23 protein-coding genes and 1 pseudogene are annotated in these 24679 nt (G+C 63.6%); 12 read left to right on the forward strand and 12 right to left on the reverse strand.

Annotated features, from left to right (window positions below):
• Positions 1-151: 151 nt before the first annotated feature.
• Positions 152-922, reverse strand: coding sequence for a DUF2189 domain-containing protein (locus KUF59_RS38885; protein WP_258767918.1), 771 nt, complete (start codon positions 920-922; stop codon positions 152-154).
• 133 nt (positions 923-1055) lie between these two features.
• Positions 1056-1832 carry a DUF2189 domain-containing protein gene (locus KUF59_RS38890; RefSeq protein ID WP_258767919.1) on the reverse strand — a complete coding sequence of 259 codons (777 nt, stop codon included), beginning with the start codon at positions 1830-1832 and terminating at the stop codon, positions 1056-1058.
• A 278-nt stretch (positions 1833-2110) separates the two neighbouring features.
• Here KUF59_RS38890 and KUF59_RS38895 point away from each other — a divergent pair, with 278 nt between their 5' ends.
• Positions 2111-4342 (forward strand): ATP-binding protein, encoded by a 2232-nt coding sequence (locus KUF59_RS38895; RefSeq protein ID WP_212458559.1) that lies wholly within the window; start codon positions 2111-2113, stop codon positions 4340-4342.
• A gap of 8 nt (positions 4343-4350) precedes the next feature.
• Here the strand turns inward: KUF59_RS38895 and KUF59_RS38900 are convergent, their stop codons facing one another.
• The 6 genes from KUF59_RS38900 to KUF59_RS38925 all read right to left on the reverse strand — a co-directional run bounded on the left by KUF59_RS38900 (position 4351) and on the right by KUF59_RS38925 (position 9166).
• Positions 4351-4791: a hypothetical protein gene (locus KUF59_RS38900; protein ID WP_212458557.1), complete on the reverse strand. Its 441-nt coding sequence runs from the start codon at positions 4789-4791 to the stop codon at positions 4351-4353.
• A gap of 2 nt (positions 4792-4793) precedes the next feature.
• Positions 4794-5162 carry a YybH family protein gene (locus KUF59_RS38905; RefSeq protein WP_212458556.1) on the reverse strand — a complete coding sequence of 123 codons (369 nt, stop codon included), beginning with the start codon at positions 5160-5162 and terminating at the stop codon, positions 4794-4796.
• Positions 5163-5236: 74 nt separating this feature from the next.
• Positions 5237-5707 carry a MarR family transcriptional regulator gene (locus KUF59_RS38910; protein WP_212458554.1) on the reverse strand — a complete coding sequence of 157 codons (471 nt, stop codon included), beginning with the start codon at positions 5705-5707 and terminating at the stop codon, positions 5237-5239.
• Between the two features lie 32 nt (positions 5708-5739).
• The gene (locus KUF59_RS38915; RefSeq protein WP_212458553.1) at positions 5740-7350 is read right to left on the reverse strand and encodes an acyl-CoA synthetase; all 1611 of its coding nucleotides are present in this window, start codon (positions 7348-7350) and stop codon (positions 5740-5742) included.
• 126 nt (positions 7351-7476) lie between these two features.
• Positions 7477-8613: an epoxide hydrolase family protein gene (locus tag KUF59_RS38920; RefSeq protein ID WP_212458552.1), complete on the reverse strand. Its 1137-nt coding sequence runs from the start codon at positions 8611-8613 to the stop codon at positions 7477-7479.
• A gap of 97 nt (positions 8614-8710) precedes the next feature.
• Complete coding sequence (locus KUF59_RS38925) at positions 8711-9166, reverse strand: GatB/YqeY domain-containing protein (protein ID WP_212458550.1); 456 nt, start codon at positions 9164-9166, stop codon at positions 8711-8713.
• 74 nt (positions 9167-9240) lie between these two features.
• Here KUF59_RS38925 and KUF59_RS38930 point away from each other — a divergent pair, with 74 nt between their 5' ends.
• From KUF59_RS38930 to KUF59_RS38945, 4 genes are all read left to right on the forward strand, one after another.
• Positions 9241-9609 (forward strand): hypothetical protein, encoded by a 369-nt coding sequence (locus KUF59_RS38930; RefSeq protein WP_212458549.1) that lies wholly within the window; start codon positions 9241-9243, stop codon positions 9607-9609.
• Positions 9610-9868: 259 nt separating this feature from the next.
• Complete coding sequence (gene carA, locus KUF59_RS38935) at positions 9869-11059, forward strand: glutamine-hydrolyzing carbamoyl-phosphate synthase small subunit (RefSeq protein WP_212458547.1); 1191 nt, start codon at positions 9869-9871, stop codon at positions 11057-11059.
• A 229-nt stretch (positions 11060-11288) separates the two neighbouring features.
• Entirely contained in the window at positions 11289-11822 is a 534-nt protein-coding gene (locus tag KUF59_RS38940) for a cupin domain-containing protein (protein WP_212458545.1), read from the forward strand.
• Between the two features lie 415 nt (positions 11823-12237).
• Entirely contained in the window at positions 12238-13701 is a 1464-nt protein-coding gene (locus tag KUF59_RS38945; protein ID WP_212458544.1) for a DUF1254 domain-containing protein, read from the forward strand.
• A 10-nt stretch (positions 13702-13711) separates the two neighbouring features.
• Here the strand turns inward: KUF59_RS38945 and KUF59_RS38950 are convergent.
• Positions 13712-13970, reverse strand: a pseudogene (locus KUF59_RS38950) (ferritin family protein); the annotation flags it as partial.
• A 261-nt stretch (positions 13971-14231) separates the two neighbouring features.
• Between KUF59_RS38950 and KUF59_RS38955 the strand changes: the two are divergent.
• The gene (locus tag KUF59_RS38955; RefSeq protein ID WP_258767921.1) at positions 14232-15467 is read left to right on the forward strand and encodes a M4 family metallopeptidase; all 1236 of its coding nucleotides are present in this window, start codon (positions 14232-14234) and stop codon (positions 15465-15467) included.
• 50 nt (positions 15468-15517) lie between these two features.
• Positions 15518-15823 (forward strand): protealysin inhibitor emfourin, encoded by a 306-nt coding sequence (locus KUF59_RS38960; protein WP_212458543.1) that lies wholly within the window; start codon positions 15518-15520, stop codon positions 15821-15823.
• A gap of 32 nt (positions 15824-15855) precedes the next feature.
• Here the strand turns inward: KUF59_RS38960 and KUF59_RS38965 are convergent, their stop codons facing one another.
• Positions 15856-16395 carry a Dps family protein gene (locus KUF59_RS38965; protein ID WP_212458541.1) on the reverse strand — a complete coding sequence of 180 codons (540 nt, stop codon included), beginning with the start codon at positions 16393-16395 and terminating at the stop codon, positions 15856-15858.
• A gap of 113 nt (positions 16396-16508) precedes the next feature.
• Between KUF59_RS38965 and KUF59_RS38970 the strand changes: the two genes are divergently transcribed.
• Positions 16509-17213, forward strand: coding sequence for a class I SAM-dependent methyltransferase (locus tag KUF59_RS38970; RefSeq protein WP_212458540.1), 705 nt, complete (start codon positions 16509-16511; stop codon positions 17211-17213).
• Between the two features lie 338 nt (positions 17214-17551).
• Here the strand turns inward: KUF59_RS38970 and KUF59_RS38975 are convergent, their stop codons facing one another.
• Positions 17552-17923, reverse strand: coding sequence for an ArsR/SmtB family transcription factor (locus KUF59_RS38975; RefSeq protein WP_212458539.1), 372 nt, complete (start codon positions 17921-17923; stop codon positions 17552-17554).
• Between the two features lie 110 nt (positions 17924-18033).
• Here KUF59_RS38975 and KUF59_RS38980 point away from each other — a divergent pair, with 110 nt between their 5' ends.
• The 4 genes from KUF59_RS38980 (at position 18034) to KUF59_RS38995 (ending at position 24052) form a co-directional block, all read left to right on the forward strand.
• Positions 18034-19203: an MFS transporter gene (locus tag KUF59_RS38980; RefSeq protein ID WP_212458538.1), complete on the forward strand. Its 1170-nt coding sequence runs from the start codon at positions 18034-18036 to the stop codon at positions 19201-19203.
• 144 nt (positions 19204-19347) lie between these two features.
• Positions 19348-22812, forward strand: coding sequence for a carbamoyl-phosphate synthase large subunit (gene carB / locus KUF59_RS38985; protein ID WP_212458537.1), 3465 nt, complete (start codon positions 19348-19350; stop codon positions 22810-22812).
• A 215-nt stretch (positions 22813-23027) separates the two neighbouring features.
• Positions 23028-23501: a transcription elongation factor GreA gene (gene greA / locus KUF59_RS38990; protein ID WP_212402281.1), complete on the forward strand. Its 474-nt coding sequence runs from the start codon at positions 23028-23030 to the stop codon at positions 23499-23501.
• Positions 23502-23653: 152 nt separating this feature from the next.
• Positions 23654-24052, forward strand: coding sequence for a DoxX family protein (locus KUF59_RS38995; RefSeq protein ID WP_212458536.1), 399 nt, complete (start codon positions 23654-23656; stop codon positions 24050-24052).
• A 3-nt stretch (positions 24053-24055) separates the two neighbouring features.
• Here KUF59_RS38995 and KUF59_RS39000 read toward each other — a convergent pair whose 3' ends face one another.
• Positions 24056-24535 carry an Lrp/AsnC family transcriptional regulator gene (locus tag KUF59_RS39000; RefSeq protein WP_212458535.1) on the reverse strand — a complete coding sequence of 160 codons (480 nt, stop codon included), beginning with the start codon at positions 24533-24535 and terminating at the stop codon, positions 24056-24058.
• Positions 24536-24679: the final 144 nt, after the last annotated feature.

A 24679-nucleotide genomic window follows, 5' to 3' on the forward strand; every position in this document is an offset into this window, starting at 1 on the left:
GCGAACTCTTGACGACGTGTAGCGTCGTCAAGAGTGAGCGCAGATCCGGGACCCATAACCACAGGGAGAAGTTTGGCGAAGACTCGTGGTTACCAGTTCAGCCCACAACCACGCCCTGGGGTTATGGGTCCCGGCCTTCGCCGGGACGACTCTAAACCGGTGCCACGATCCGCCTGTAGAGATGCCACGTCGCGTGCCCGAGCACGGGCAGCGTGACGATCAGGCCGAGGAAATAGGGCAGCGCAGAGACGATCAGGAGCATCACGATGACGGCGGCCCAGCCGATCATCGGCAGCGGGCTCGTGACCACCGCGCGCACGCTCGTCACCATCGCGGTGACGAAGTCGACCTCGCGGTCGAGCAGCAGCGGGAACGACACCACCGTCAGCGAGAACAGGATCAGCGCCAGCGTAGCGCCTACCGCGTTGCCGATGGCGAGGAACAGCCGGCCTTCACTGGTCGTGAGAACCACCGTCACGAATTCCTGCAGGCTGGAGAACGAGGCGTGGGGTCCCAGCAGGAGCGAGATCAGGAGCCAGACCTGGTACATCCAAGCCACGAAAAAGAATAGCGCTACAAAGGCCATCCAGCCGATCTCGCTGCGCGACCTGATCGCTGACCAGATTGCACCAAAGGAGACCGGCTGGCCGGTCTCGCGCCGACGGCTGACTTCATAAAGGCCGATCGCCACGAAAGGCCCCATCAGCGCAAAACCCGCTGCCAGCGGATAGGCAAGATAGGCCATGCCAAGGGCGGTGAGACACAGAATGATGCCGATGCCGCCGGCCGCATACAGCGCGCCGAAGGCAAGGCCATAGATCGGTAGAGCCTGGAAATCTCGCAAGCCCTCCACAAGCGCTTCGGCGATGTCAGTCGCCGCAATCGGACGCACCACGGGATCGATTTTGCCAGAGATGGACATTGGCTTCCTCCACCTGTGTTGCAGGCGGGATCCTAAAGCGCGATGGTTTTAGGTTGAATAGTCATCGCGCTTTAGCTCTTTGTTTGCGCATGATCTTCTCGGAAAACCGCTACGCACTTTTCCGGATCATGCTCTAGGCCGGCAACGGTTCCACGAGCCGCCTGTAGAGATGCCACGTCGCGTGCCCGAGCACGGGCAGCGTCACGATCAGGCCGAGAAAGTAGGGCAGCGCAGAGACGATCAGGAGCATCACGATGACGGCGGCCCAGCCGATCATCGGCAGCGGGCTCGTGACCACCGCGCGCACGCTCGTCACCATCGCGGTGACGAAGTCGACCTCGCGGTCGAGCAGCAGCGGGAACGACACCACCGTCAACGAGAACAGGATCACCGACAGCACGGCGCCGACTGCGTTGCCGATGATGAGAAAGGTCAGGCCTTCGTTGGTCGTCAGCACCAGCGTCATGAACTCCTGAAAACTCGAGAACGAGGCGTGCAGGCCGAGCAAGAGCGCGATCAGGAGCCGCACCTGGTACATCCAGATCACGAACACGAACAGCGTGACGAAGGCCATCCAGCCGATCTCGTTGCGCGAGCGCACCGCGGACCAGATCGCGCCGAAGGAGACGGCCTCGCCGCGCTCGCGGCGGCGGCTCACTTCATAAAGGCCGATCGCGACGAACGGTCCGATCAGCGCAAAACCCGCGGCCAGGGGATAGGCGAGATAGACCATGCCGAAGGCGGTGAGGCAGAGTACGATGGTGATGCCGCCAGCGGCATAGAGCGCCCCGAACACGAGGCCATAGATCGGCAGCGCCTGGAAATCGCGCAGTCCTTCGACCAGCGCTTCGGCGATATCGGTCGCCGCCACGGAGCGCACCACCGGATCGACTTTGCCCGAGATGGACATGGCTTCCTCCACACATCGGCGCGATCATTCGTCGCGCGCAGAGTGGCCGCGATATTAGCGCCGCCGCGCGCCGCGTGCACGCGCGACTTGATGCCGGGATGACGGGAAGGCAGCGGTAACGCCGGGAGCTCCCTCCGGGAACCATCCGCCATGCGCACGGCTCGAAATCTGTGCCTTAGGGAAGGCTTTTCGGCACGATCCCTATGGACTGGACGGACGGTGGTGCCGCAGATTGGCTCATTCGAACCAGAACGTGCAATGCGCGGACCGCCCAACCAATGAGCTTGCGTACCCGGTTACTGATACTCGTCATCGCGGCCATGCTTGTGCCGGCGATTCTCGTCGGGCTGCGTTTCGCGCAGAATCGGACCAGCGAGATCAACGCTGCCCTGGCTAATCTGGCTGCGACGGCCAATGACATCGCGAGCGATCTGGACGAGAAGATTCAGGGCACCGCCCAGCTTCACTACGGTCTGGCCCGTGCGCGCGACCTCGACACGCGCGACAAGGCGGCATGCTCGGCGTTCCTGTCGGAAGTGCGCGAAGAATATCCGCAATTCACCGGAATATTGACCATCGATCCGGACGGCAGCCTGTTCTGCGACTCGCTGCGGACCAACCGCAGCCTCGATCTGAGGGATCGCGCGTATTTCAAGCAGGCGCTGGTCTCGCGCGATGTCGTTGCGCTGGAGCCGGTGTTCGGCCGGCTGACCGGCACATCGGTGCTCCAGATCGCATATCCCGTGCAATCGGAGGCGGGCACGCTGAAGTTCATCCTGCTCGCCTCGTTCAACCTGCGCAAATTCGCGGAGCATCACCACAAGCGACTGCTCGCCGAGAAGGACATCCTGCTCGTCGACCGCAAGGGAACGGTCCTGGTCACCTCGACGGGAAGCGGCTGGAGCGAGCCCGTCGGCGCGTCGATCGCGGGGTCCGACCTGTTCCGCTTCGCTGCAACGCCCGATCACGCGGCGTTTCGAGAGGTGACCGATCGCGGGGGCCGCACGCAGGTCTGGGCCGTCGCCCGCTCGCCTTCGACCCGCGATGCCGGTCTCTACATCATGGTCGGACGGTCCAAAGACGGACTGGTCGCGGCGGCGAACCGCCGGCTTTACGAGGACATGGCGATGCTCGCGGTGGCCTCGCTGCTGCTCCTGGCGGGCGTCTGGATCCTCGCGACCGTCAGCGTCGGGCGCCAGGTTGGCCGGCTCGCAACAATGGCGAAGAACCTTGGGCTCGGCGATCTCAGCGCGCGAATTCCACCTCCCCATCCGCGCGGCGAGCTCGGCGGGTTGATGACCTTGCTCAACGACACCGCCGAGTCGCTCCAGCAGCAACGCGCCGCCATCGCGGACCTCAGCCAGAAGCTCAGCCAATCCCAGAAGATGGAAGCCATGGGCCAGCTTACCGGTGGCGTGGCGCACGATTTCAACAATCTCTTGACCGTCATTCTCGGCAACTCGGAGCATCTTGCCGACAGGCTGGCGGGAAACAAGGAATTGCACCGGATCGCCGGCGATATCGTGACCGCCGCCGAACGCGGCTCCGACCTGACACGGAGCCTGCTTGCCTTCGCGCGCAAGCAGCCCCTGAGGCCGCGAGAGATCGACATCGCCGAAAAGGTTCTCGGCATGGAGCAGTTTTTGCGTCGGACCCTGGGCGAGCACGTCGAGTGCAGCTTCGCGCTCGACTCGGATTTATGGCTGACCAGCGTCGATCCCAGCCAACTGGCAACGTCCCTGCTCAACCTCGTGCTCAACGCGCGCGACGCCATGCCGGAAGGCGGCAAGCTGACAGTCGAGGTGCGCAACACCTCGCTCGGCGAATCCGACCTCGACGTCAACGGCGAGCCGCGGCCCGGTGACTACGTGATGGTGGCTGTGACGGACACCGGTAGCGGGATGACCACTGAGGTGGCGAGCCGCGCCTTCGAGCCGTTCTTCACCACCAAGGAGGTCGGCAAGGGGACCGGACTGGGCCTGAGCATGGTCTACGGGTTCGCGCAACAGTCCGGCGGACTCGTGCAGATGCAGTCCGAACCAGGACAAGGCAGTGTCGTCCGGCTGTTCTTTCCCCGCATAGCAACGACGCTGAACCAGGATCTGCCACAAGCCGAGCGGATCGTCGCAACCGACGGGAGCGAAACCATTCTCGTCGTCGAAGACGACGACATGGTGCGAGCCTATGTCGAGAACGAGCTGAGGGCGCTCGGCTACCGCGTCATCGCAACGTCGAACGGACCCGCAGCGCTGGAATTATTGCGCCGGCCCGGGGACATCCACTTGCTGTTCACCGACGTCGTGATGCCCGGTGGCATGTTCGGGCCGGAGCTCGCCAGACAAGCAACCGCTCTGCGGCCCGAGCTCAAGGTGCTCTTCACTTCCGGCTACAGCCAAAATCCCGTCAAGGCGCCGGACGGGGTCGGCGACGCCCTCATCCTGACGAAACCGTTCCGGCGGCAGGATCTTGCCGCGATGCTACGGTCCGCCCTGTCGGCGAGGTCGCGCTAGACGATGCTTCAGCGGAGCGCGGGCAGGACGGCCACGACGAGGTTGGCCACGAACAGCGTCGCGTCGATGACGAAGATCCTGAGCATCGGCCCCTTCAGCACCGGCCAATAGGCCACCCCGACGCGACCGCCGCGCTTGAGGATCGGCAGGTTGTAGGCGAACTGGCTGAAGTGACACGCGGAGAAGAACAGGAACAACGCGACCTGTGCTTCATTGCCCCCGAAGAAGGGCGGCCGCGATGCCAGGAGGTACAGTGATAAAAGTCCGATCGGCAGATTCATCCCGCCGAGAAACGCCACGCTGGCCTGTAACGTCGGCGCAATCGGATTGCCGCGCTCCTCCCGGGGCACCAGGATCTTCAGCGTATTGCCCTGGGCGATGCTGAACTGGATGAAGGCTGCAACGAACCAGAGTGTGTTGAGGAACAGGACAAAATCCGAGACGCGCATGGCTATTTTCCGTAGAAGGCTTCGCTGCGGATCACGCGGCCGGCACCGTCGAAATCCATGAATTCGCTGGCGCGTGTATCGCCCAATTGCCACCATACCGTCAGCCGCGCGATGGTATCGTCCCAGCTCCAACTCAAGATTTTCAGGTCCGCGCTCTCGATCGCGCCATAGGCCTGCCGCCAGTAGGCGCGAATGTTTTCGGCGCCGACGACGACAGGCGAATCCGTCAATTTGAGCGCCAATGGGCTGCGCATCTCGGCGTCTTCGGCAAAGTGCGAGACGACAGCGTCGATATCGACCCTGCACCAGCTTGCGCACCAAGCCTCGACAAAGCGCCCCATCGCCGCCCGGTCCATGACCCGTTCGCTCATGCTTCACCCTCCTCCGGCACCGCGGCGAAGGTGGCACAGCATCATTCTAACGTCAACTCGATTGACCTTAGAAGTTAGTTCTTGTCGGCGATGGCCTCCATCACGGCCATCCACGCCGCGGCGCTGGGCTGACCGACCCGATCAAATGCCTCACGCAGGACCTTGCGCTCGTAGCCCGACGCGCGTTGCTCGATGCGTTGCCCCTCTTGCGTCAGCCGCAGCAATTTGGAGCGATGCTGCTCGGGCGACCGCTTCGATGTCAGGAGTTCGCGCTGCAGCAGCAGGTTGAGCGGCCGGTTCAAGGCCTGCTTGGAAATCCCCAGAACCTCGATCAGTGTACCGATCGAGATATCGGGCCGTCGCGCGACAACATAGAGAATGCGATGGTGCGGACGCGAGAGCTCGAGCGTGGCGAGGTACTCGTCGGCCGCAAGCGTCATCCCGCGCCAGCCGTAATACATGAGCTCCAGCGCCGCGTCCAAATCGTGGAGTTTCTTGAGCGAAGCGCGGTGCAGGCCCGCGGCGGGAGAAGCAGTTTTTTGCATGAGTTGACCGCGTCGAATCCAGCGAAGAGAGGCTACCCTAGCGCCCGCAGCTCCCTTCGCAACACCTTCCCGGTCGCGGTCATCGGCAGCGTCTCGGCGAACTGCACGAAGCGTGGATATTCGTGGGCGGCGAGCTGCACCTTCACGAACTCCTGGATCTCGCGCGCGAGCGCCTCGTCCGGCGCAAAACCCGGGCGGAGCACGATCCAGGCCTTGATCGATTCCGTGCGGATCGGATCGGGGATGCCGACCACCGCTGCCATCGCGACGGAAGGATGCTTCATCAGCGTGTGCTCGATCTCGGACGGCCCGACGCGATAGCCGGCGGTGGTGATGACGTCGTCCTCGCGGCTGACGTACCAGAAATAGCCGTCCGCATCCTGCACGCCGAGATCGCCGGTGAGCAGGAATTCGCCGGCATATTTCTTTTTCGTCGCGTCCGGATTGCCCCAATATTCGAGCATGGTGACGGGGCATGGCTGACGCACGCCGATGATGCCGCGCTGTCCCGTGGGCTGCTCCTCGCCCTTGTCGTTGACGATGCGGACGTCGAAACCGGGCGTCGCCCGGCCCATCGATCCCGGGCGGATCGGGAACAGATTCGAGTTGCTGCCGATCACCAGATTGCACTCGGTCTGGCCGAACACCTCATGCGCGTCGATGCCAAAGGTCTCGCGCACCCAGCCCAAAAGTTCGCCACCGAGCGATTCACCGCCGGTAAAGATGCTGCGCAGCTTGACACCCGCATGCTTGACGCCGGCCTGCCGCATCAGCTTTAGCGCGGTCGGCGGCAGGAAGACGTTGCGGATGGAAAGATCTGCCATCATCTGCATCGCCGCCTGCGGCTCGAATTTGCGGGCGCGGTGACCGACCAGCGGAATGCCGTGATACCAGAACGCGAAGAGGCCGTTGACGAGCCCGCCGATCCAGGCCCAGTCGGCTGGCGTCCACATGAGATCGCCGGGACGCGGCAAAAAGTTGTGGCACATCTCGACATTGGGCAGATGGCCGAGCACGACGCGATGCGCATGCAGCGCGCCCTTGGGATTACCTGTCGTGCCGGAGGTGTAGATGATCAGCGCGGGATCATCGGCGGAGGTATCGACGGTCGCAAATTCCTCGGCCGCCGTTTCGATCGCCGGCCAGAACGGTTTTGCGCCGGCGTGAACGGCGCCGCTGGTGACATAGATGTCCTGCAGGTAAGGCAGCCGCTCGCGGATTTTCGTCAGTTTTTCCCAACCGGCCTCGTCGGTGATGATCGCCCTGGCTTGGGAATTCGACAGGCGGAATTCCAGCGCGTCTTCGCCAAACAACGCGAACAACGGGATCGAGATCATGCCGGAGCGGAACGCCGCCATATGCGCGATCGGCAGTTCCAGCGATTGCGACAAAAACACCGCGACGCGGTCGCCACGGTTCAGGCCGTCCGCCTTCAGCACATTGGCAAAGCGGCGCGACATCTCGGCGACCTCGTCGAAGGAGGTGCGGGTCACGGCGCCGTTCTCGTCGACATAGATCAGCGCCAGCCGCCCGCTGCCATCGGCATGACGATCGCAGCAGGCCTCGGCCATGTTGAAGCGCGCCGGGATGTCCCAGCGAAAATTGCGGTAGAGCTCGTCGTAGGTTTTTGCTTCGGTGAGCATGGTTTTGGGCGCCTTCCCAATCGTTTCTTATTGGCCAGGCAGTTTAAGCTCGTGGATGGCCGGGACAAGCCCGCCTGCGCGGCCGAAGCCGCTTCGGCGCGGCGAAGGCCCGGGCATGACGGCGCTTCAGCGCAGCGTCCGAAAAAACTTCCTGACGTCGCCGACAAAGAGCTCCGGCTGCTCGAAGGCAGCGAAATGGCCGCCCTTCTCCATCTCGCTCCAATGGGTAATGTCCAGAAAGTTCGGCTCCATCCAGCGGCGGACCGGCGTGATGATCTCCTTGGGGAACACCGCGACGCCCGTCGGCACGCTCACCTTGGGCGTGGTGCGGCGCCTGCCAAAACTCTCCCAGTAGAGCCGCGCGGAGGAGGCCGCCGTCTCCGTCGCCCAATACAGCATGACGTTGTCGAGCAGCTCGTCCCTGGTGAAAATGTTCTCGGGATGGCCGTTGCAATCGGTCCATGCCCAGAACTTTTCCAGGATCCACGCCGCCTGCCCACTCGGCGAATCCGTCAATCCGTAGCCGAGCGTCTGCGGACGCGTCGATTGCTGTTTTGAGTAGCCGGAGTCGAGATCGACGTAGTGCTTCAAGCCAGCGAGCGCCCGCTTCTCTTGCACCGTCGGCTCGCCATCGACCTTGGGCGCCGCGTTGAAGGCGAGCGTGATGTGGATGCCGGCGCAATGCGCCGGGTCTTGGGCGCCGAGCGACGTCGTCACCGCCGAGCCCCAGTCGCCACCCTGCGCGCCATAGCGCGCGTATCCGAGGCGATCCATCAGCTTCGCCCAGGTCGCGGCAATGCGGTCGACGCCCCAGCCGGTGGTCTTTGGCTTCGCAGAGAAGCCAAAACCCGGCAGCGACGGGCAGATGACATGGAACGCGTCGGCGGCGTTGCCGCCATGCGCGGCTGGATCGACCAGCGGCTCGATCACCTTGTGGAATTCGACGATCGAGCCGGGCCAGCCATGGGTGATGATGAGCGGCAGCGCATTGGGCTCCTTCGAGCGCACATGCAGGAAGTGGATGTCGAGCCCGTCGATCTCGTTGGTGAACTGCGCAAACCGATTCAGTTTTGCCTCGCGCGCCCGCCAGTCGTACTCCTTTTCCCAGTAACGGCAGATGTCCTGGATCCATTTCAGCGGCGCGCCCTGGCTCCAGTCATCGACCAGCTCCGCCTCCGGCCAGCGCGTCCGCGCAAGGCGCGCCTTGAGATCGGCAAGGACGGCGTCGCTGATGTCGATGCGGAACGGCGTGATGGCGTTCATCGGTTGCTCCCGATTTGTGTCTGCGAGGAGACTAGACCGGTTTGCAGCAACGACAAAAGGTGCCCATCCTCCCCTGGAGGGGGAGGGTAAGAGAGAGCTAGCCCGTCAGCGCCGCCTTCACCAAACCACTGGCTTTGCCAAAATCCATCTGGCCGGCGTACTTCGTCTTCAAGGCTGCGATCACCTTGCCCATGTCCTTCATGCCGGCAGCGCCGGTCTCAGTGACGATATCGGCAATCGCCTTCTTGACCTCGTCATCCGACATCTGTTTCGGCAAGTACGCGGAGATCACCGCGATCTCCTCGCGCTCCTGCGCGGCGAGCTCGGCGCGGCCGCCCTTGTCGTAGAGCTCGACCGCCTCCTGGCGCTGCTTGATCATCTTCTGGAGCACGCCGAGCAGGTCGGCATCGGACAGTGGCGGCTTGCCGTTGCCGCGGGCGTCGATGTCCGCGTTCTTGATGGTCGAATTGACCATGCGCAGCGTGGAGAGTTTTCGCTCGTCCTTGGCCTTCATGGCCTCCTTGATCGCATTGTTGATATCGTCGCGCATCATGGTCGCCTCACTTGGAAACAGTCCGGAAAGACTCGTCGTCTACAACAAGATCTGGGGTCTATATAGGTGCTTGCATGAAGACCGGAAAGCATCTGGCCATGTTGGCGGTCTGCCTGGTCGTGCTCTGGGGAAGCCGTTTCGGCCCCTACACTTGCAGCACGCTGCCGGGCTTTGCGAGCGAGACTAGCTCGTCCTGGCTCGTCCTCGCCATGCATGGCCTGTTTCTGATGCTTTTGCTGTACATGCCGGTCTATGACTTCATTTCCCTGCTGACCTACAAGCTCGGGTGGGAGAGCAGCTTCGATCCGCTGGTGGTCTACGAGGGTGAGTTCTCGACGCAACCGATCTCGCGAAAGGCCAGGCGATTCCTCTACGTGCTTGATATCGCGATCGTGGCTTTCGCCCTCCTGCCGCTATGGACCAAGGCGGCCTATTGCGCCTGAGCTCACGGCCTAGCTGGCAAGCCGTTCGATCGCCCACGCGGTCGCCTCGGGCTGTTCGGGCTGCGGCAGGACGCCAGCCCCGGAACCAGCGCAATCGGGGTCGTCCGGTCCATTATTGCCTCGCAAGCCTCTGAATTTGCCGGAAATTGTCCTGCGGAGCTTAGGTGCCTGCCGGGGTCTGTCAAATATGCAAAAACGCATGTGAATCCGGCCGCTTCCGCTTTGACGGCGGCGCCCGCGGGCTCTATGAAGCGGGCTCATGACACAATCCGAAAACGATCCCGCCTGGCCGGACCATAGACCGACCGCGCTCCTCGTGCTTGCCGACGGCACGGTGCTCGAAGGCTTTGGCCTCGGCGCCGAAGGGCAAGCGGTGGGCGAGGTCTGCTTCAACACCGCGATGACCGGCTATGAGGAGATTTTGACCGATCCCTCCTATGCCGGGCAGATCATCACCTTCACCTTCCCGCATATCGGCAATGTCGGGACCAACGAGGAAGATATCGAGACGGTGAACATGGCCGCGACGCCCGGCGCGCGCGGCGTGATTTTGCGCACCGCCATCACCGATCCCTCGAACTTTCGCGCCACAAAACATCTCGACCAGTGGCTGAAGGCTCGCGGCATCATCGGCCTGTCCGGCATCGACACGCGCGCGCTCACCGCGCTGATCCGCAGCAAGGGCATGCCCAACGCCGTGATCGCGCATTCCAGGACCGGCAAGTTCGACCTGCACGGGCTGAAGGAAGAGGCGCGCGAGTGGCCGGGCCTCGAGGGCATGGACCTCGTGCCGATGGTCACCTCCAGCCAGCGCTTCAACTGGGACGAGACGCCCTGGGTGTGGAACGAAGGCTTTGGCCGGCAGGAGACGCCCGAATTCAACGTCGTCGCCATCGACTACGGCATCAAGCGCAACATTTTGCGCCTGCTCGCCGGCGTCGGCTGCAAGGTGACGGTGGTGCCGGCCACCACGTCGGCTGACGACATTCTGGCGATGAAGCCTGACGGCGTGTTCCTGTCGAACGGTCCGGGCGATCCGGCCGCGACCGGCAAATATGCCGTGCCGGTGATCCAGCAGGTGATCAAGTCTGGCACGCCGACCTTCGGCATCTGCCTGGGCCATCAGATGCTCGGCCTCGCCGTCGGCGCCAAGACGAAGAAGATGCATCAGGGCCATCACGGCGCCAATCATCCCGTCAAGGACGAGACCACCGGCAAGGTCGAGATCACCTCGATGAACCACGGCTTTGCCGTGGACGAGAAGACCCTGCCGAAGGGCGCGACGCAGACCCACATCTCGCTGTTCGACGGCTCCAATTGCGGCATCCAGCTCGACGGCAAGCCGGTGTTCTCGGTGCAGTACCACCCTGAGGCCTCGCCCGGCCCGCGCGACTCGCACTATCTGTTCCAGCGCTTTGCCGATCTGATGCGGCAGAAGAAGAGCGCGTAACACTGCTCTCGTGCCCCGGGCGCAGTGCAGCACGCCGCTCCTCGCGGCGTGATGCGCTGCTGAACCGGGGCCAATGCTAGCTACACTCTCGTCTCTCGCACCTCTTTGGGTCCCGGATCTGCGCAGCAGCGTTACACGCTGCAGCGCGTCCGGGACACGAGACCTGTCGAGGAACACCTCCACACGCTAGAATGTTGTCCCGCTGCCATTTTGCAGCAGGAGCCTCGCCATGTCCGTCGTCCCTGACAATGCCGAGCCGCTCGCGATCGTCTTCGAGGACGACGGGCTCGTACCCAACAACATCCTCCCCTTCCTGGTCTATCAGGGCGCGGTGAAGCTCGATCCGCAGGCGCCTGAGGAAACCGTCGAAGGCCTGTTCGGCCGAAACGGCTGGGGCGGCATGTGGCGCAACGGCGTCTACGATTATCTGCATTATCACGCGACCGTGCATGAGGTGCTCGGCGTGGCACGCGGCGGGGCCCGCGTGCGCTTCGGCGGCGATCACGGGCAGGTGCTTGAGATCAAAGCGGGCGATGTCGCGATCCTGCCCGCCGGCACCGGGCATCAACTCGTGTCTGCGAGCCAAGACTTTTGCGTGATCGGAGCCTATCCGCCCTGCTCGAAAATGGAGATCACGCGCGCAACACCGGACAATCATGCGCGGGCGCTGAAGACAATTCCCGCGGTGAAGGTGCCGGAGTCTGATCCGGTGATGGGCAAGACCGGGCCGCTGGTTCGGTTGTGGAAACGCAGCGCGCCATAAGCGCGATTGCGGCAATTTGCCCCGCCGGATGCGAGGTCGATCGGTTCAAGCCGGTATCTTCATCCGTTGTCGAAACGCAGCAATCATCGGAAAGCGCCGGAAAAGCGCGCGAAACGGCGCGCCGGTCTGCCACCGCGGGGACGTCCGGGGTTGCCGCCGAGCATCGCCTCCTGAATCCTCGGCACGCTGGTGACCATCGTTCCTTCATGCTAACCTCATGGTTGTGGAGGCAGCCGAAGAAACCTTCACGATCTTTGGCATCAAGGCATTTTCTTAGCGGGTCCTGCACGCGCGGCGCGACGTGCAGCGAGCCGCCGCTTTCGCACGATCGATCATTCGCGTCCCACATTGGAGCAAGACGGGCCTGCCGGGCCCACACGTCATCTCAGCACGTACCAGCAGTGGAGGAGTCGACATGCTTCGAGGAATTCTGACGCTGACATTGTCTCTCTGCATCGGCGCGGCAACTGCGCCGGCGGCATTCGCGCAGAGCACGGCGACGCCGATCACCGAGCAAGAGGCGCACGCGATCGCAGTGGACTCCTATGTGTATTTCTACTCGCTGCTGTCGATGGATATTACGAGGAAGCAATTCACGAACGTCGAACCGGGCAAGGAGAACTTCAAGGGCCCGATGAACACGTTCGTCAACGTGCCCGAATACCCGCCCGCGGATTTCAAGGGCGTCGTGCGCTCCAACTTCGATACGCTCTACTCGGTCTCCTGGCTCGACATGACCAAGGAGCCCGTCGTCATCTCCGTGCCCGACACCGACGGTCGCTTCTATCTGTTGCCGATGCTCGACATGTGGTCCGACGTCTTTGCGTCGCCGGGCTGGCGAACAACCGGCACCAAGGCAGGGACTTTTCTGGTGACACCTCCGGGCTGGAGACCGGATCTGCGCGAGAGATTCGCCGAGGAGCTCAAGCTGCCGAAGGACACCCAGCGGATCGAGGCGCCCACGCCTTATGTCTGGGTGGTCGGCCGCACCAAGACCGATGGGCCCCCGGATTACGACGCGGTCCACAAGATTCAGGCCGGCTACAAGGTCGCCCTGCTGTCTGATTTCGGCAAGACGCCACGCGCGGTGGAAACCAAGATCGACCCGAGCGTCGATATGAAGACACCGCCGAAGGTTCAGGTCGACACCATGAAGGCCGGCCAGTACTTCGCCTACGCTGCGGAACTGCTCAAGCTCCATCCGCCTCATATCACGGACGAACCCATCATCGCACAGATGAAGCGGATCGGCATCGAGCCCGGCAAGAGCTTCGATATCGGCAAGCTCGACCCGGCTGTGCAGAGAGCGCTGGAGACCGCGCCGCAGGAAGGGCAGAAGCTGATGGCCTGGAAGGTGCCCACGTTGGCACGGGTGGCGAACAACTGGTCGATGAACACCGACACGATGGGCGTCTACGGCAACTACTACCTCAAGCGAGCCATCGTCGCGCAGGTGGGGCTGGGAGCGAACCTGCCCGAGGATGCGATCTATCCGCTCAATCTCGGCGACGCGTCCGGCAAGCCCCTCGACGGCGCCAGCAAGTACACCATCACCTTTGCCAAGGGCGCGACGCCGCCTGTCAACGCCTTCTGGTCGATCACCCTCTACGATCCGGAAGGCTTCCAGGTTGGCAATGCGCTGAACCGCTTTGCGGTCAGTAGCTGGATGCCCTTCAAGTACAATGCGGACGGCTCGCTCGACCTCTACTTCCAGAACGAAAGTCCGGGAAAGGAGCTCGAGGCCAACTGGCTCCCGGCGCCGAAAGGAGCCTTCAATCTGACCATGCGTCTCTACAGCCCGAAGTCCGAGGCGCTGACAGGCAAGTGGAATCCCCCGCCAATCGAGAAAGCACAGGTTACGGTGGGCTCGGCACAATAACGCCCCAGATTCACCCGCGTCCCGGATCGGCACTCGCTACGCTCGCTGGTCCGGGACGACATGACGCCGCGTTGCTCCCTTCCTGACAGCTCGCTTCGAACAGGAACCAGGTTCGACGCTCGGTCTCGTCGATGGCATCTCGAGCACAGCTGCGGCGTCGGTAATCTCGTGCTCGTCGCAGAGCTTGTGGGCTTTGCGCATGGCAGCGCGGCCATGTGCTTGTTGTCCTCCATCAGTTCGCGCGGCATCTCGCGCGACGGAACGTAGTCCACGCGAAGGCGCTGAAGACGATTCCCGCAGTGGTTGTCCCGGACAACGATCCGGTGACGGGCAAGGACGGCCCGCTGGTCGGATTGTGGAAACGGCGCTGACGTTTCCACGCTTTCGTACGAATCATCTTCACGCAATCGCGACATGGTCGCGCCTTGACTTCAGCTACCTCCGATAGATAATCGCTGAGGTTGTATTTCCTCCATTTTTATTTTGCTTTTTCTTCAAGCACCTTTTTCTCAGCACCATTGGAGTCGATCATGATGTTCTCAAGCCGTTGCCGCTGCATCAACTGCATCACCCCGCCTCACGTTCTCAAGAAGCTGCTCGACAACACCGACAGTCGCATCCGTGACGCCGCCCTGCGTACGCTGCTGTCGACGTCGCGCCTGCGCGGCGAGCGCAAAATCCGCGGGCTCGTTGCCGCCGCGGCCGCCCCGTCGTCGCACGGACGGCGAACGATATCGGACTGCGGCAATTCCACCATGCTCGGTTCGGCGACGGTCGCTCGTACAGAGGACGGCCCGAAGTCGAAGGACGACAGCGTCAACCGGGCATTCGAAGGCCTCGGCGACACGCGCGACTTCTACCAGCAGGTCTTCGATCGCGACTCGATCGACGGTAATGGCATGCGCCTCAATGGCTTCGTCCACTATGCCGACGGCTACAACAACGCGTTCTGGGACGGCAGCGAGATGGTGTTCGGCGACGGAGACGGCGTCCTCTTCACGGACTTCACCAAGTCGATCGACGTGATCGGACATGAGCTCACGCACGGCGTCACCGAACAGGCCGCCGGCCTGATCTATCACAATCAGCCGGGCGCGTTGAACGAGTCGATGTCAGACGTGTTCGGCTCGCTGGTCAAGCAATGGGTGAAGAAGCAATCGGCCGACCAGGCCGACTGGCTGATCGGCGCCGAAGTATTCACGCCCGAGATCGGCGCGGATGCGTTGCGTTCGATGAAGGAGCCGGGCAAGGCCTACAACAATCCGACGCTCGGCAAGGACCCGCAGCCCGACCATATGCGGAAATACGTCAACCTGCCCGACACGGATGACGGCGACAATGGGGGCGTGCACATCAACTCCGGCATTCCCAACAAGGCCTTCTACCTGACCGCGATCGGCATCGGCGGATTTGCGTGGGAGGCGCCGGGACACATCTGGTACGCCTCGCTGCTGGCGTCGAACCAGAACACGAACTTCCAGGAGTTCGCCGACACGACCTACCTCAAGGCGGGTCAGCTCTACGGTGCGCAGAGCGCCGAGCAGCAGGCCGTGGCTACAGCCTGGAAGGAGGTCGGTCTACAGATCAGCGGCCTCCACGCGCTGGCCGGGACGAGCAGTCGGATGGCTCGCGCCCGACGGGTGACGGCGTCAGCCAATGGCCACGACGATGCGGCAGAGGTCGCGCACAAGATCGCCGAGCTCTCCAGTCAGCTCACGGCGCTCTCGCGAACGCTGGAAGGCATGCAGCAGGGCCGGCCGCACTGATCGGGCGGGCCACCCGTGACTTGAAGGCCCGCCTTCGGTAATAGGTGGTTATGAAGATCAGCTTGGCGCAACACGGCGGTCAGGGCGCGGGAGTTTTGCTCCAGCGCCCTCCGCTCGTCCTCGATACCGCCACGCTCGATCCGGCTGCGGCGAAAGAGCTCAGCGAGCTCGCCGCCGCGGCCGTCGCGGCCGGCTCCTCGCCGCCGCGGCCCGCGGGCCTGCGCGACGCGATGTCGTATTCGATCTCGATCCAGGACCAGGGGCACGACACCGTGCTCACGGGTGCGGACACCGTCATGTCGCCGGAATTCGCCAAGCTGCTGGCGTGGTTACAGCGCCATTTCCGATCGCGGTGATTTGACGGCAGCGCGCCGGAAGGCATCCGGCGTCACGCCGCGTTGCTGCCTTCCTGGCGGCTCGCTTCGAACAGGAACCAGGTTCTGCGCTCGGTCTCGTCGATGAAGACCTCGAGCAGGGCTGCGGTGCCGGTGTCCTCGTGCTCGTCGCAGAGCTTGTGGGCTTTACGCATGGCGGCCGCCATGTGCTTGTTGTCCTCCATCAGCTCGCGCAGCATCTCGCGCGGCGGGACGTAGTCCTCGTTGTTGTCCTGGATGGTCTGCAGCTTGCCGACCTGGCCGATCGACTTCAGCGTCGCGCCGCCGAGCTTGCGGACGCGCTCGGCGAGCTGATCGGTGGTGGCGAAGATCGCGTCCGACTGCTCGTCCAGCATCAGATGGTAGTCGCGGAAATGCCGGCCGCTGACGTGCCAGTGGAAGTTCTTGGTTTTCAGGTACAGCGCAAAGGCGTCGGCCAGCAGCACGTTGAGCGCCTCCGAGATCTTGCTGACCGCCGCCGGCTCGAGATCGGTGGGGGTATCGAGATCGGGCGATATTTTATCGGATCTTGTGTCAGACTTGGCTTTGCTCACGGGGAACCTTCCTGTTAGGACCGCACATTGACGGCGCGCCGTCGCATCCCTTAACGCAGGCGATCAGCCGCAGTTCCTGCCCAGGAACTGCCTCCCCGGGACCCCTAGGTGTCATGGACGACTGGATCGATTATTACGATTCCACGCATACGATTTATGTCAGCAAGCTGCATCGCGACCTGCATTTCCAGATCATCGCGCGCGACATCATCGGCTACATCTCCGCATCGGACGCGACCGTGCTCGACTATGCCTGCGGCGAGGCGCTGTCGGCGGGCCAGGTCGCAGCCGCCTGCGGCAAGCTGATCCTGGCCGAGCCCGCGCCCGGCGTGCGCGGCCGGCTGATCGCGCGTTTTGCGCCGAACACCAAGATCCGCGTCCGCTCGCTCGATGACGTCAGGAAGATGACCGAGCAATCGGTCGACCTGGTCGTGATGAACTCGGTCGCGCAATACATGACGCCGGACGAGCTCGACGCAGCATTCACGGCGATCCGCCGGCTGCTCAAGCCGTCCGGAAAGCTGGTGCTGGGCGACGTGCTGCGGCCGGAGGTCGGCATGGGCCGGGACGTGACCGCGCTGCTCTCCTTCGGCGCGCGCCACGGCTTTCTCAAGGATGCGCTGGTCGGGCTGATTTCGACGGCGCTCTCCGACTACCGGCACCTGCGCTCGCGCGTCGGGCTGCAGCGCTACAGCGAGGACGAGATCACGGCAAAACTCGCCGCCGCCGGATTCTCGGCGCAGCGGGCCCACACCAATATCGGGCACAACCGCTGGCGCATGACCTTCATCGCGCGGCCGACCTTTGCGCGCGGTTAGGGTTAATGAATAGCTGAGGTGGCCTGTCGCACCCCGATCGGCGATGATCCCTGCGGCCCGGTGGCGGAAGCGTCAACGCGGGGACGGTGCATCGTCCTTTATCCTGGTTCAAATCCAGGCCGGGTCTCCAGCCTTCGCGGCTCTGCCGCTTCGGCTAGGCGAGCCAGCCTGCCACGCCGTAGCTCAACGAGCGGAGGCGGGCCTTCGCTGCTCCGCAGCTCTGGCTCGGCAAGCCCTATCATAGCGAAGGCTGCCACGGCGAAGCCCGAAGGGCGAAGCCGGGCTTCGCGCCGACGGGGCTCCGCGCGGCGCAGCCGCACTAGAGGCTCACCTCGTCTTCAATCCGCCTCGACCACATCGCACTCGGACAGAGGCTGAAGCCGATCGGCATCCTTGGCCGCTGAGTTGATCACGGCATCGAGCAGGCCCGGGAAGCGCGCGTCCAGATCCTCACGCCGCAGCCGCATCAGGCGGCTGGTGCCGACGATGCGGGTCTGCATCAGCCCGCATTCGCGCAGCTTGGCAAAATGGTAAGCGAGGTTCGACTTGCCGGCGAGGCCGTTGAAGTCGCCGCAACGAAGTTCGCTGCTGACACGTTCTTGCTGGGCGAGTTGGTAGACGATCGCCAGGCGGATCGGATCGCTCAGGCAATCCAGGACCATCGGCAGCTCGATTTGCTCGCGTGTGGGATGGAGAGGCGTGCGGCTCATGGTCCGTAATCATAGCAAAGGGTCCGCAATGTTCAATAGTTCTTGAACTTATTGACAGGCATATCGTCGTGATCAATAGTTCAATAAACATTGAACATAGGACTTCTCCAATGAGCGTGTTCTGGCTGGCCTTGGCTGCCTTCGCGATCGGAACCGAAGGCTTTGTAATTGCAGGTCTTTTACCGGCGATCGCGGGCGACCTGTCGATCTCCGTGTCGGCGGCTGGGCAGTTGGTCACTGCTTACGCCCTCACCTATGCGGTGGGCTCGCCGATCCTGGCCGTGACATTGAACAACATCGACCGCCGGACCGTGCTGGCACTGGCGCTCTCGACCTTCATCGCCGGAAACCTCGCAGCGGTGGTCGCCACAGGCTACGTGCTGCTGCTGGCTTCGCGGATGCTGATGGCCCTGGGCGCCGGGCTTTGCATGCCGACGGCGCTGGCCGTGTCGGTGGCAGTCGCCGCGCCCGAACGGCGCGGCCGCGCGGTCGCACTGGTCACTTCCGGCATTACGGTCGCGACCGTCCTCGGCGTTCCCCTCGGCAATCTCGTCGGCAGCCTGCTCGGCTGGCGCGCGACGTTCGTCATGGTCGCGCTGCTTGGTGCCGTCGCGCTCGCCGGGCTCCTGCTCGGCCTGCCTCGCGGGCTACCGCGGAACACCGCTTCGCTCGCCGAACGGCTGGCGGTGGCCCGTCACAGCAATGTGCTGATCGCGCTTCTGATTACTGTTCTATGGGCGCTCGGCGGCTTCACCGTTTTCACCTATTTCGCGGTCCCGCTGCGCGGCCTCGGATTCGATGCTTCGCAAATCAGCCTTGCGCTGCTTGTGTTTGGCGGAGCGGCCGCGATCGGGAACATGCTCGGCGGCATTCTGGCCGACCGGCTCGGCACGCTCGCGACCGCCGCGCTCGGGCTCGCCGGCATGGCGAGCGCGCTGATCCTGCATTCGCTGGTCCTGAAGCTGATGCCGGGGCAGGCGCATTATGCGGTGCTGGGTGCGATCTTCCTCTGGGGCATCTCGGGCTGGGCGTTCTATCCGGCCCAGGTCGCCAGCATCATCCGGATCGAGCCGCAGGCCTCGATGATCGCGCTCTCGCTCAACGCCTCGGCGATGTATCTGGGCTTTGCCATAGGCGGTGCCCTGGGCGGCGCGGTGCTGGCGACACTCTCGCCAAATGACCTCGGCTGGATCGGCGGCTCGAGCGTTGCGGCCTCGCTTCTGGTGCATCTTGCCCGTGGCTGGCAGGCGCGGCCCAAATCGCTGAAAATTGCCGGTTGATGGGCGTTTTTCGGGGTTTCGCCGCCCCGGAATCTGGTCTAAGACCCACCCGCGCGCGAGGGAGACTACCCCGCGCTCTCGGCTCAGGGGACGCGCAGTAGCGCGCCCTTTTTTTGTGCCCAATTCCCAGTCCGGCGAGAGTTGATGCCCAAACGTACAGACATCTCCACCATCCTGATCATCGGCGCCGGTCCCATCGTGATCGGCCAGGCCTGCGAATTCGACTATTCGGGCACCCAGGCGGTGAAAACGCTGAAGGAAGAGGGCTACCGGATCGTCCTGGTCAATTCCAACCCGGCCACGATCATGACCGACCCGGAATTGGCCGATGCGACCTATATCGAGCCGATCACGCCCGAGATCGTCGCAAAGATCATCGAGAAGGAACGTCATGTCGTTCCCGGCGGCTTTGCGCTCTTGCCGACCATGGGCGGGCAGACCGCGCTCAACTGCGCGCTGTCGCTGCGCCGGCAGGGCACGCTGGAAAAATTCGACGTCGAGATGATCGGCGCCACGGCTGACGCCATCGACAAGGCGGAAGACCGCCAGCTGTTCCGCAACGCCATGGAGAAGATCGGCCTGCAGACGCCGAAGTCGCGGCTTGCCAACGCGTCGGCATTGAAGAAGTCGTTCCGCGACAAATACCTCGCCGAGCGCGAAAAGCTCTCCGGCGCCGCCCTCGAAGAGCACGAGCGGCAGTGGACGCTGGGCGAGAGCGATCGCCGCAAGCGCTACCAGGAATACGCGTTCGGCCAGGCGATGATGGCGCTGTCCGAGATCGGCCTGCCCGCGATCATCCGCCCCTCCTTCACCATGGGCGGCACCGGCGGCGGCATCGCCTACAACAAGGAAGAGTTCCTCGACATCATCGAGCGCGGCCTGGACGCGTCTCCCACCAACGAAGTGCTGATCGAAGAATCCGTACTCGGCTGGAAGGAGTACGAGATGGAGGTGGTGCGCGACAAGAAGGACAATTGCATCATCGTCTGCTCGATCGAGAACCTCGATCCGATGGGCGTGCACACTGGCGACTCCATCACCGTGGCGCCGGCGCTGACGCTGACCGACAAGGAATACCAGATCATGCGCGACGCCTCGCTGGCGGTGCTGCGCGAGATCGGCGTCGAGACCGGCGGCTCCAACGTGCAGTTCGGCGTCAATCCGGAAGACGGCCGCATGGTTGTCATCGAGATGAATCCGCGCGTGTCGCGCTCCTCAGCGCTGGCCTCGAAGGCCACCGGCTTCCCGATCGCAAAAGTCGCGGCAAAACTCGCGGTCGGCTACACGCTCGACGAGATCGCCAACGACATCACCGGCGGCGCCACGCCGGCCTCGTTCGAGCCGACGATCGACTACGTCGTCACCAAGGTGCCGCGCTTTGCGTTCGAGAAATTCCCCGGTGCCTCCACCACGCTGACGACGTCGATGAAGTCGGTCGGCGAGGTCATGGCGATCGGCCGCACCTTCCAGGAGAGCCTGCAGAAGGCCTTGCGCGGGCTCGAGACGGGCTTAACCGGTCTCGACGAGATCGAGATCGAGGGGCTCGGCCGCGACGACGACAAGAACGCGATCCGCGCCGCCTTGGGCACGCCGACGCCGAACCGCCTGCTCCAGGTCGCCCAGGCCATGCGGCTGGGTTGGACCAATGAGGAGATCTTCAACTCCTGCAAGATCGATCCGTGGTTCCTTGGCGAGATGCGCGGCATCGTCGACATGGAGGAGAAGGTCCGCAAGCACGGCCTGCCCGGCAACGCCTTCGGCATGCGCACGCTCAAGGCCATGGGTTTTTCCGACGCGCGGCTTGCGGTGCTGGCGGAGACCACTGAAGCCGAGGTGACGGCCAAGCGCCACGCGCTCGGCGTGCGCCCGGTCTACAAGCGCATCGACACCTGTGCGGCCGAGTTCGCCTCGCCCACCGCCTACATGTATTCGACCTATGAGGCGCCATTTGCGGGCGCGCCCGCCGACGAAAGCACGCCGTCGGACAAGAGGAAGGTCATCATCCTCGGTGGCGGCCCCAACCGCATCGGCCAGGGCATCGAGTTCGACTATTGCTGCTGTCACGCCTGCTTCGCGCTGCATGACGCCGGCTATGAGTCCATCATGGTCAATTGCAACCCGGAAACGGTGTCCACCGACTACGACACCGCCGACCGGCTCTATTTCGAGCCGCTCACCGCCGAGGACGTGCTGGAGATCATCGCGACCGAGCGCAGCAAGGGCACGCTGCACGGCGTGATCGTGCAGTTCGGCGGCCAGACCCCGCTCAAGCTCGCACGCGCGCTGGAGGCCGCCGAAGTGCCGATCCTCGGCACCTCGCCCGACGCCATCGACCTCGCCGAAGACCGCGACCGCTTCAAGCGCGTGCTCGACAAGCTGCGGCTGAAGCAGCCCAAGAACGGCATCGCCTATTCGGTCGAGCAGGCTCGCCTCGTCTCCGCCGATCTCGGCCTGCCGCTGGTGGTGCGCCCGTCCTACGTGCTGGGCGGCCGCGCGATGCAGATCATCCGCGAGGAGAACCAGCTCAACGACTATCTGCTCGGCACGCTCCCGGAACTGGTGCCGGCCGACGTCAAGGCGCGCTACCCGAACGACAAGACCGGGCAGATCAACACCGTGCTCGGCAAGAACCCGCTGCTGTTCGACCGCTATCTCTCCGACGCCACCGAGATCGACGTCGACTGTCTCTCCGACGGCGAGGACACTTTCATCGTCGGCATCATGGAGCACATCGAGGAAGCCGGCATTCATTCGGGCGACTCCGCCTGTTCGCTGCCGCCGCACTCGCTCGACGCCGGCATGATCGCGGAGCTGAAGCGGCAGACGCGCGAGCTCGCGCTCGGGCTCGACGTGGTCGGCCTGATGAACGTGCAATATGCGATCAAGGACGGCGAGATCTACGTGCTCGAGGTCAATCCGCGCGCCTCGCGCACGGTGCCGTTCGTCGCCAAGGTGGTCGGCACGCCGGTTGCGAAGATTGCCGCGCGCATCATGGCCGGCGAGAAGCTCGCCGACTTCAAGCTGAAAGACGCCAGTCTCAAGCATGTCGGCGTCAAGGAATCGGTGTTTCCGTTCGCGCGTTTCCCCGGCGTCGACACGGTGCTGGGCCCCGAGATGCGCTCGACCGGCGAGGTCATGGGCATCGACCGCTCCTTTGCGGTGGCATTCGCCAAGAGCCAGCTCGGCGGCGGCACGCGGGTACCTGGCAAGGGCACGGTGTTCGTCTCGGTGCGCGAGAGCGACAAGATCCGCATCACCGACGCGGTGCGCCAGTTGCATTCGATCGGCTTCAAGGTGCTGGCGACCTCGGGCACCCAGCGGCACCTCGCCGATCAGGGCATCCCGACCGAGAAGGTGAACAAGGTGCTGGAGGGACGGCCGCACATCGTGGACGCCATCACCAATGGCGACGTCCAACTCGTCTTCAACACCACCGAAGGCCCGCAGGCGCTCGCCGACAGCCGTTCGCTGCGGCGGGCCGCCCTCTTGCATAAAGTGCCGTATTACACCACTCTTTCCGGGGCCGTGGCAGCCGCGCAGGGCATCCGTGCCTATCTGGGCGGGGACCTTGAGGTTCGCACCCTGCAGAGCTATTTTTCGGAAACCTGATCCGTTAGCGGGGGGCCGAGCTCCCGCTAAGTGATTGGCGGTGAAGCCACAATGGCCGGAGGAACTGTCCGGACGTTGTGGTTGTTCTGTTCCGGCGCCAGACCCACATAACCCTTCCGGCGGCCATGTGTTCGGCCCGCGGAAACACTGACGAATCAAAGGTTGCCTGCGCTCTCCGATTGTTGGGGGCGCACGACCGGAGGACGAGAGAGACGATGGAAAAGGTTCCGATGACCGTGGCCGGCTTTGCCGCGCTCGGGGAAGAGTTGAAGAAGCGCCAGTCCGAGGACCGTCCGCGGATCATCGAGCATATCGCGGAGGCGCGCTCGCACGGAGACCTCTCGGAGAACGCCGAATATCACGCCGCGAAGGAAGAGCAGTCCCACAATGAGGGCCGCATCGCCGAGCTCGAGGACAAGCTCGCGCGCGCCGATATCATCGACATCTCAAAGCTCTCTGGCGACACCATCAAGTTCGGCGCGACCGTCACCCTGGTCGACGAGGACACCGAGAAGAAGACGGTGTGGCAGATCGTCGGCGAGGTCGAGGCCGACGCCAAGAAAGGCCGCATCTCCATCACCTCGCCGCTCGCGCGCGCGCTGATCGGCAAGAAGAAGGGCGCTTCCGTCGAAGTCAACACGCCCGGCGGCGCCAAGGCCTATGAGATCACCAAGGTCGAGTGGCGCTAGTCACTATCCGCCCAATTCATCGAAAAGGCCGCGCCTCCTGCGCGGCCTTTTTTTGTGTCGCAACGTGTCCGGCGGCGGCCTGACACGATTGTGAACGGCCCGTTCCTCGGTCATCCTTGAGTCTGCTGCTCAGGACCTCAGAGGAGGACACGATGGACGTCGATCGCATCGCCGCGCAGAGCCAGCCCTATTTGCTCAGCCTCTTCCGCTTCATCACCGGACTCCTGCTGTTTCAGTTCGGTGTCGCAAAGCTGTTCAAGTTTCCGGCGGTCGAGATGTTCGCCGAGGTCACGCCGCTGTCGCTGTTCGGTGTTGCCGGCATGATCGAGCTCGTGCTCGGCGGTCTGTTGATGCTCGGGCTCCTGACACGGCTCGTCGCCTTCGTCCTGTCCGGCGAGATGGCGTTTGCCTATTTCATCGAGCATCTGCCGCACAGCTTCTTTCCGCTCGTCAATGACGGCACGCTGGCGATCCTGTTCTGCTTCGCATGCCTCTATCTGGCGTCGGCCGGCGGCGGGCCGATCAGCGTCGACGCGATGCGGCGGGCGTAGACTTCACCGCCGCCCCTTCACCTCGAGCGGCACGGCGGCTTCGTATTTGGAGTTGTGCAGCACCAGCGACGTGCGGACGTTTCGGACATGCGGGGCGGCCGTGAGGTGCGTGACGAAATCCTGGAAGGTCGCCATGTCGGGCGCGACGCATTTGAGGATGAAGTCGACCTCGCCCGACAGCATCCAGCACTCCCGTACCAGCGGCTCGGCGCGGACGAACTCCTCGAAGGCGCGCAAATCCGCCTCCGCCTGGCTCGACAGATGCACGGCGGCAAACACGGTGACGTCGAAACCGAGCTTTCGCGGGTCCAGGAGTCCACGATAGCCGTGGATGTAGCCCTCTTCCTCCAGCGCGCGGACCCGGCGTAGGCAGGGCGGCGGCGAGATGCCGACGCGTTTGGCGAGTTCCACATTGGTGATTCGCCCGTCGGCCTGGATCTCGGCGAGAATTTTGAGGTCGATCTCGTCTAGGTTCCGCGACACGTGATTGGAACTCCTGGCCTTATGGCGGTATCGGATGGCTTCGTCGCAATCCTCATAGCCCAGACTGGCGAAGATGCGCAATTTTATTGCGCGTGCACCGCACAGGACTTTCGTTCCAAGGTGGAAAATTCGGAGTGATGGGCT

Source organism: Bradyrhizobium arachidis (genome assembly GCF_024758505.1).
Taxonomy (GTDB): Bacteria; Pseudomonadota; Alphaproteobacteria; order Rhizobiales; family Xanthobacteraceae; genus Bradyrhizobium; species Bradyrhizobium manausense_C.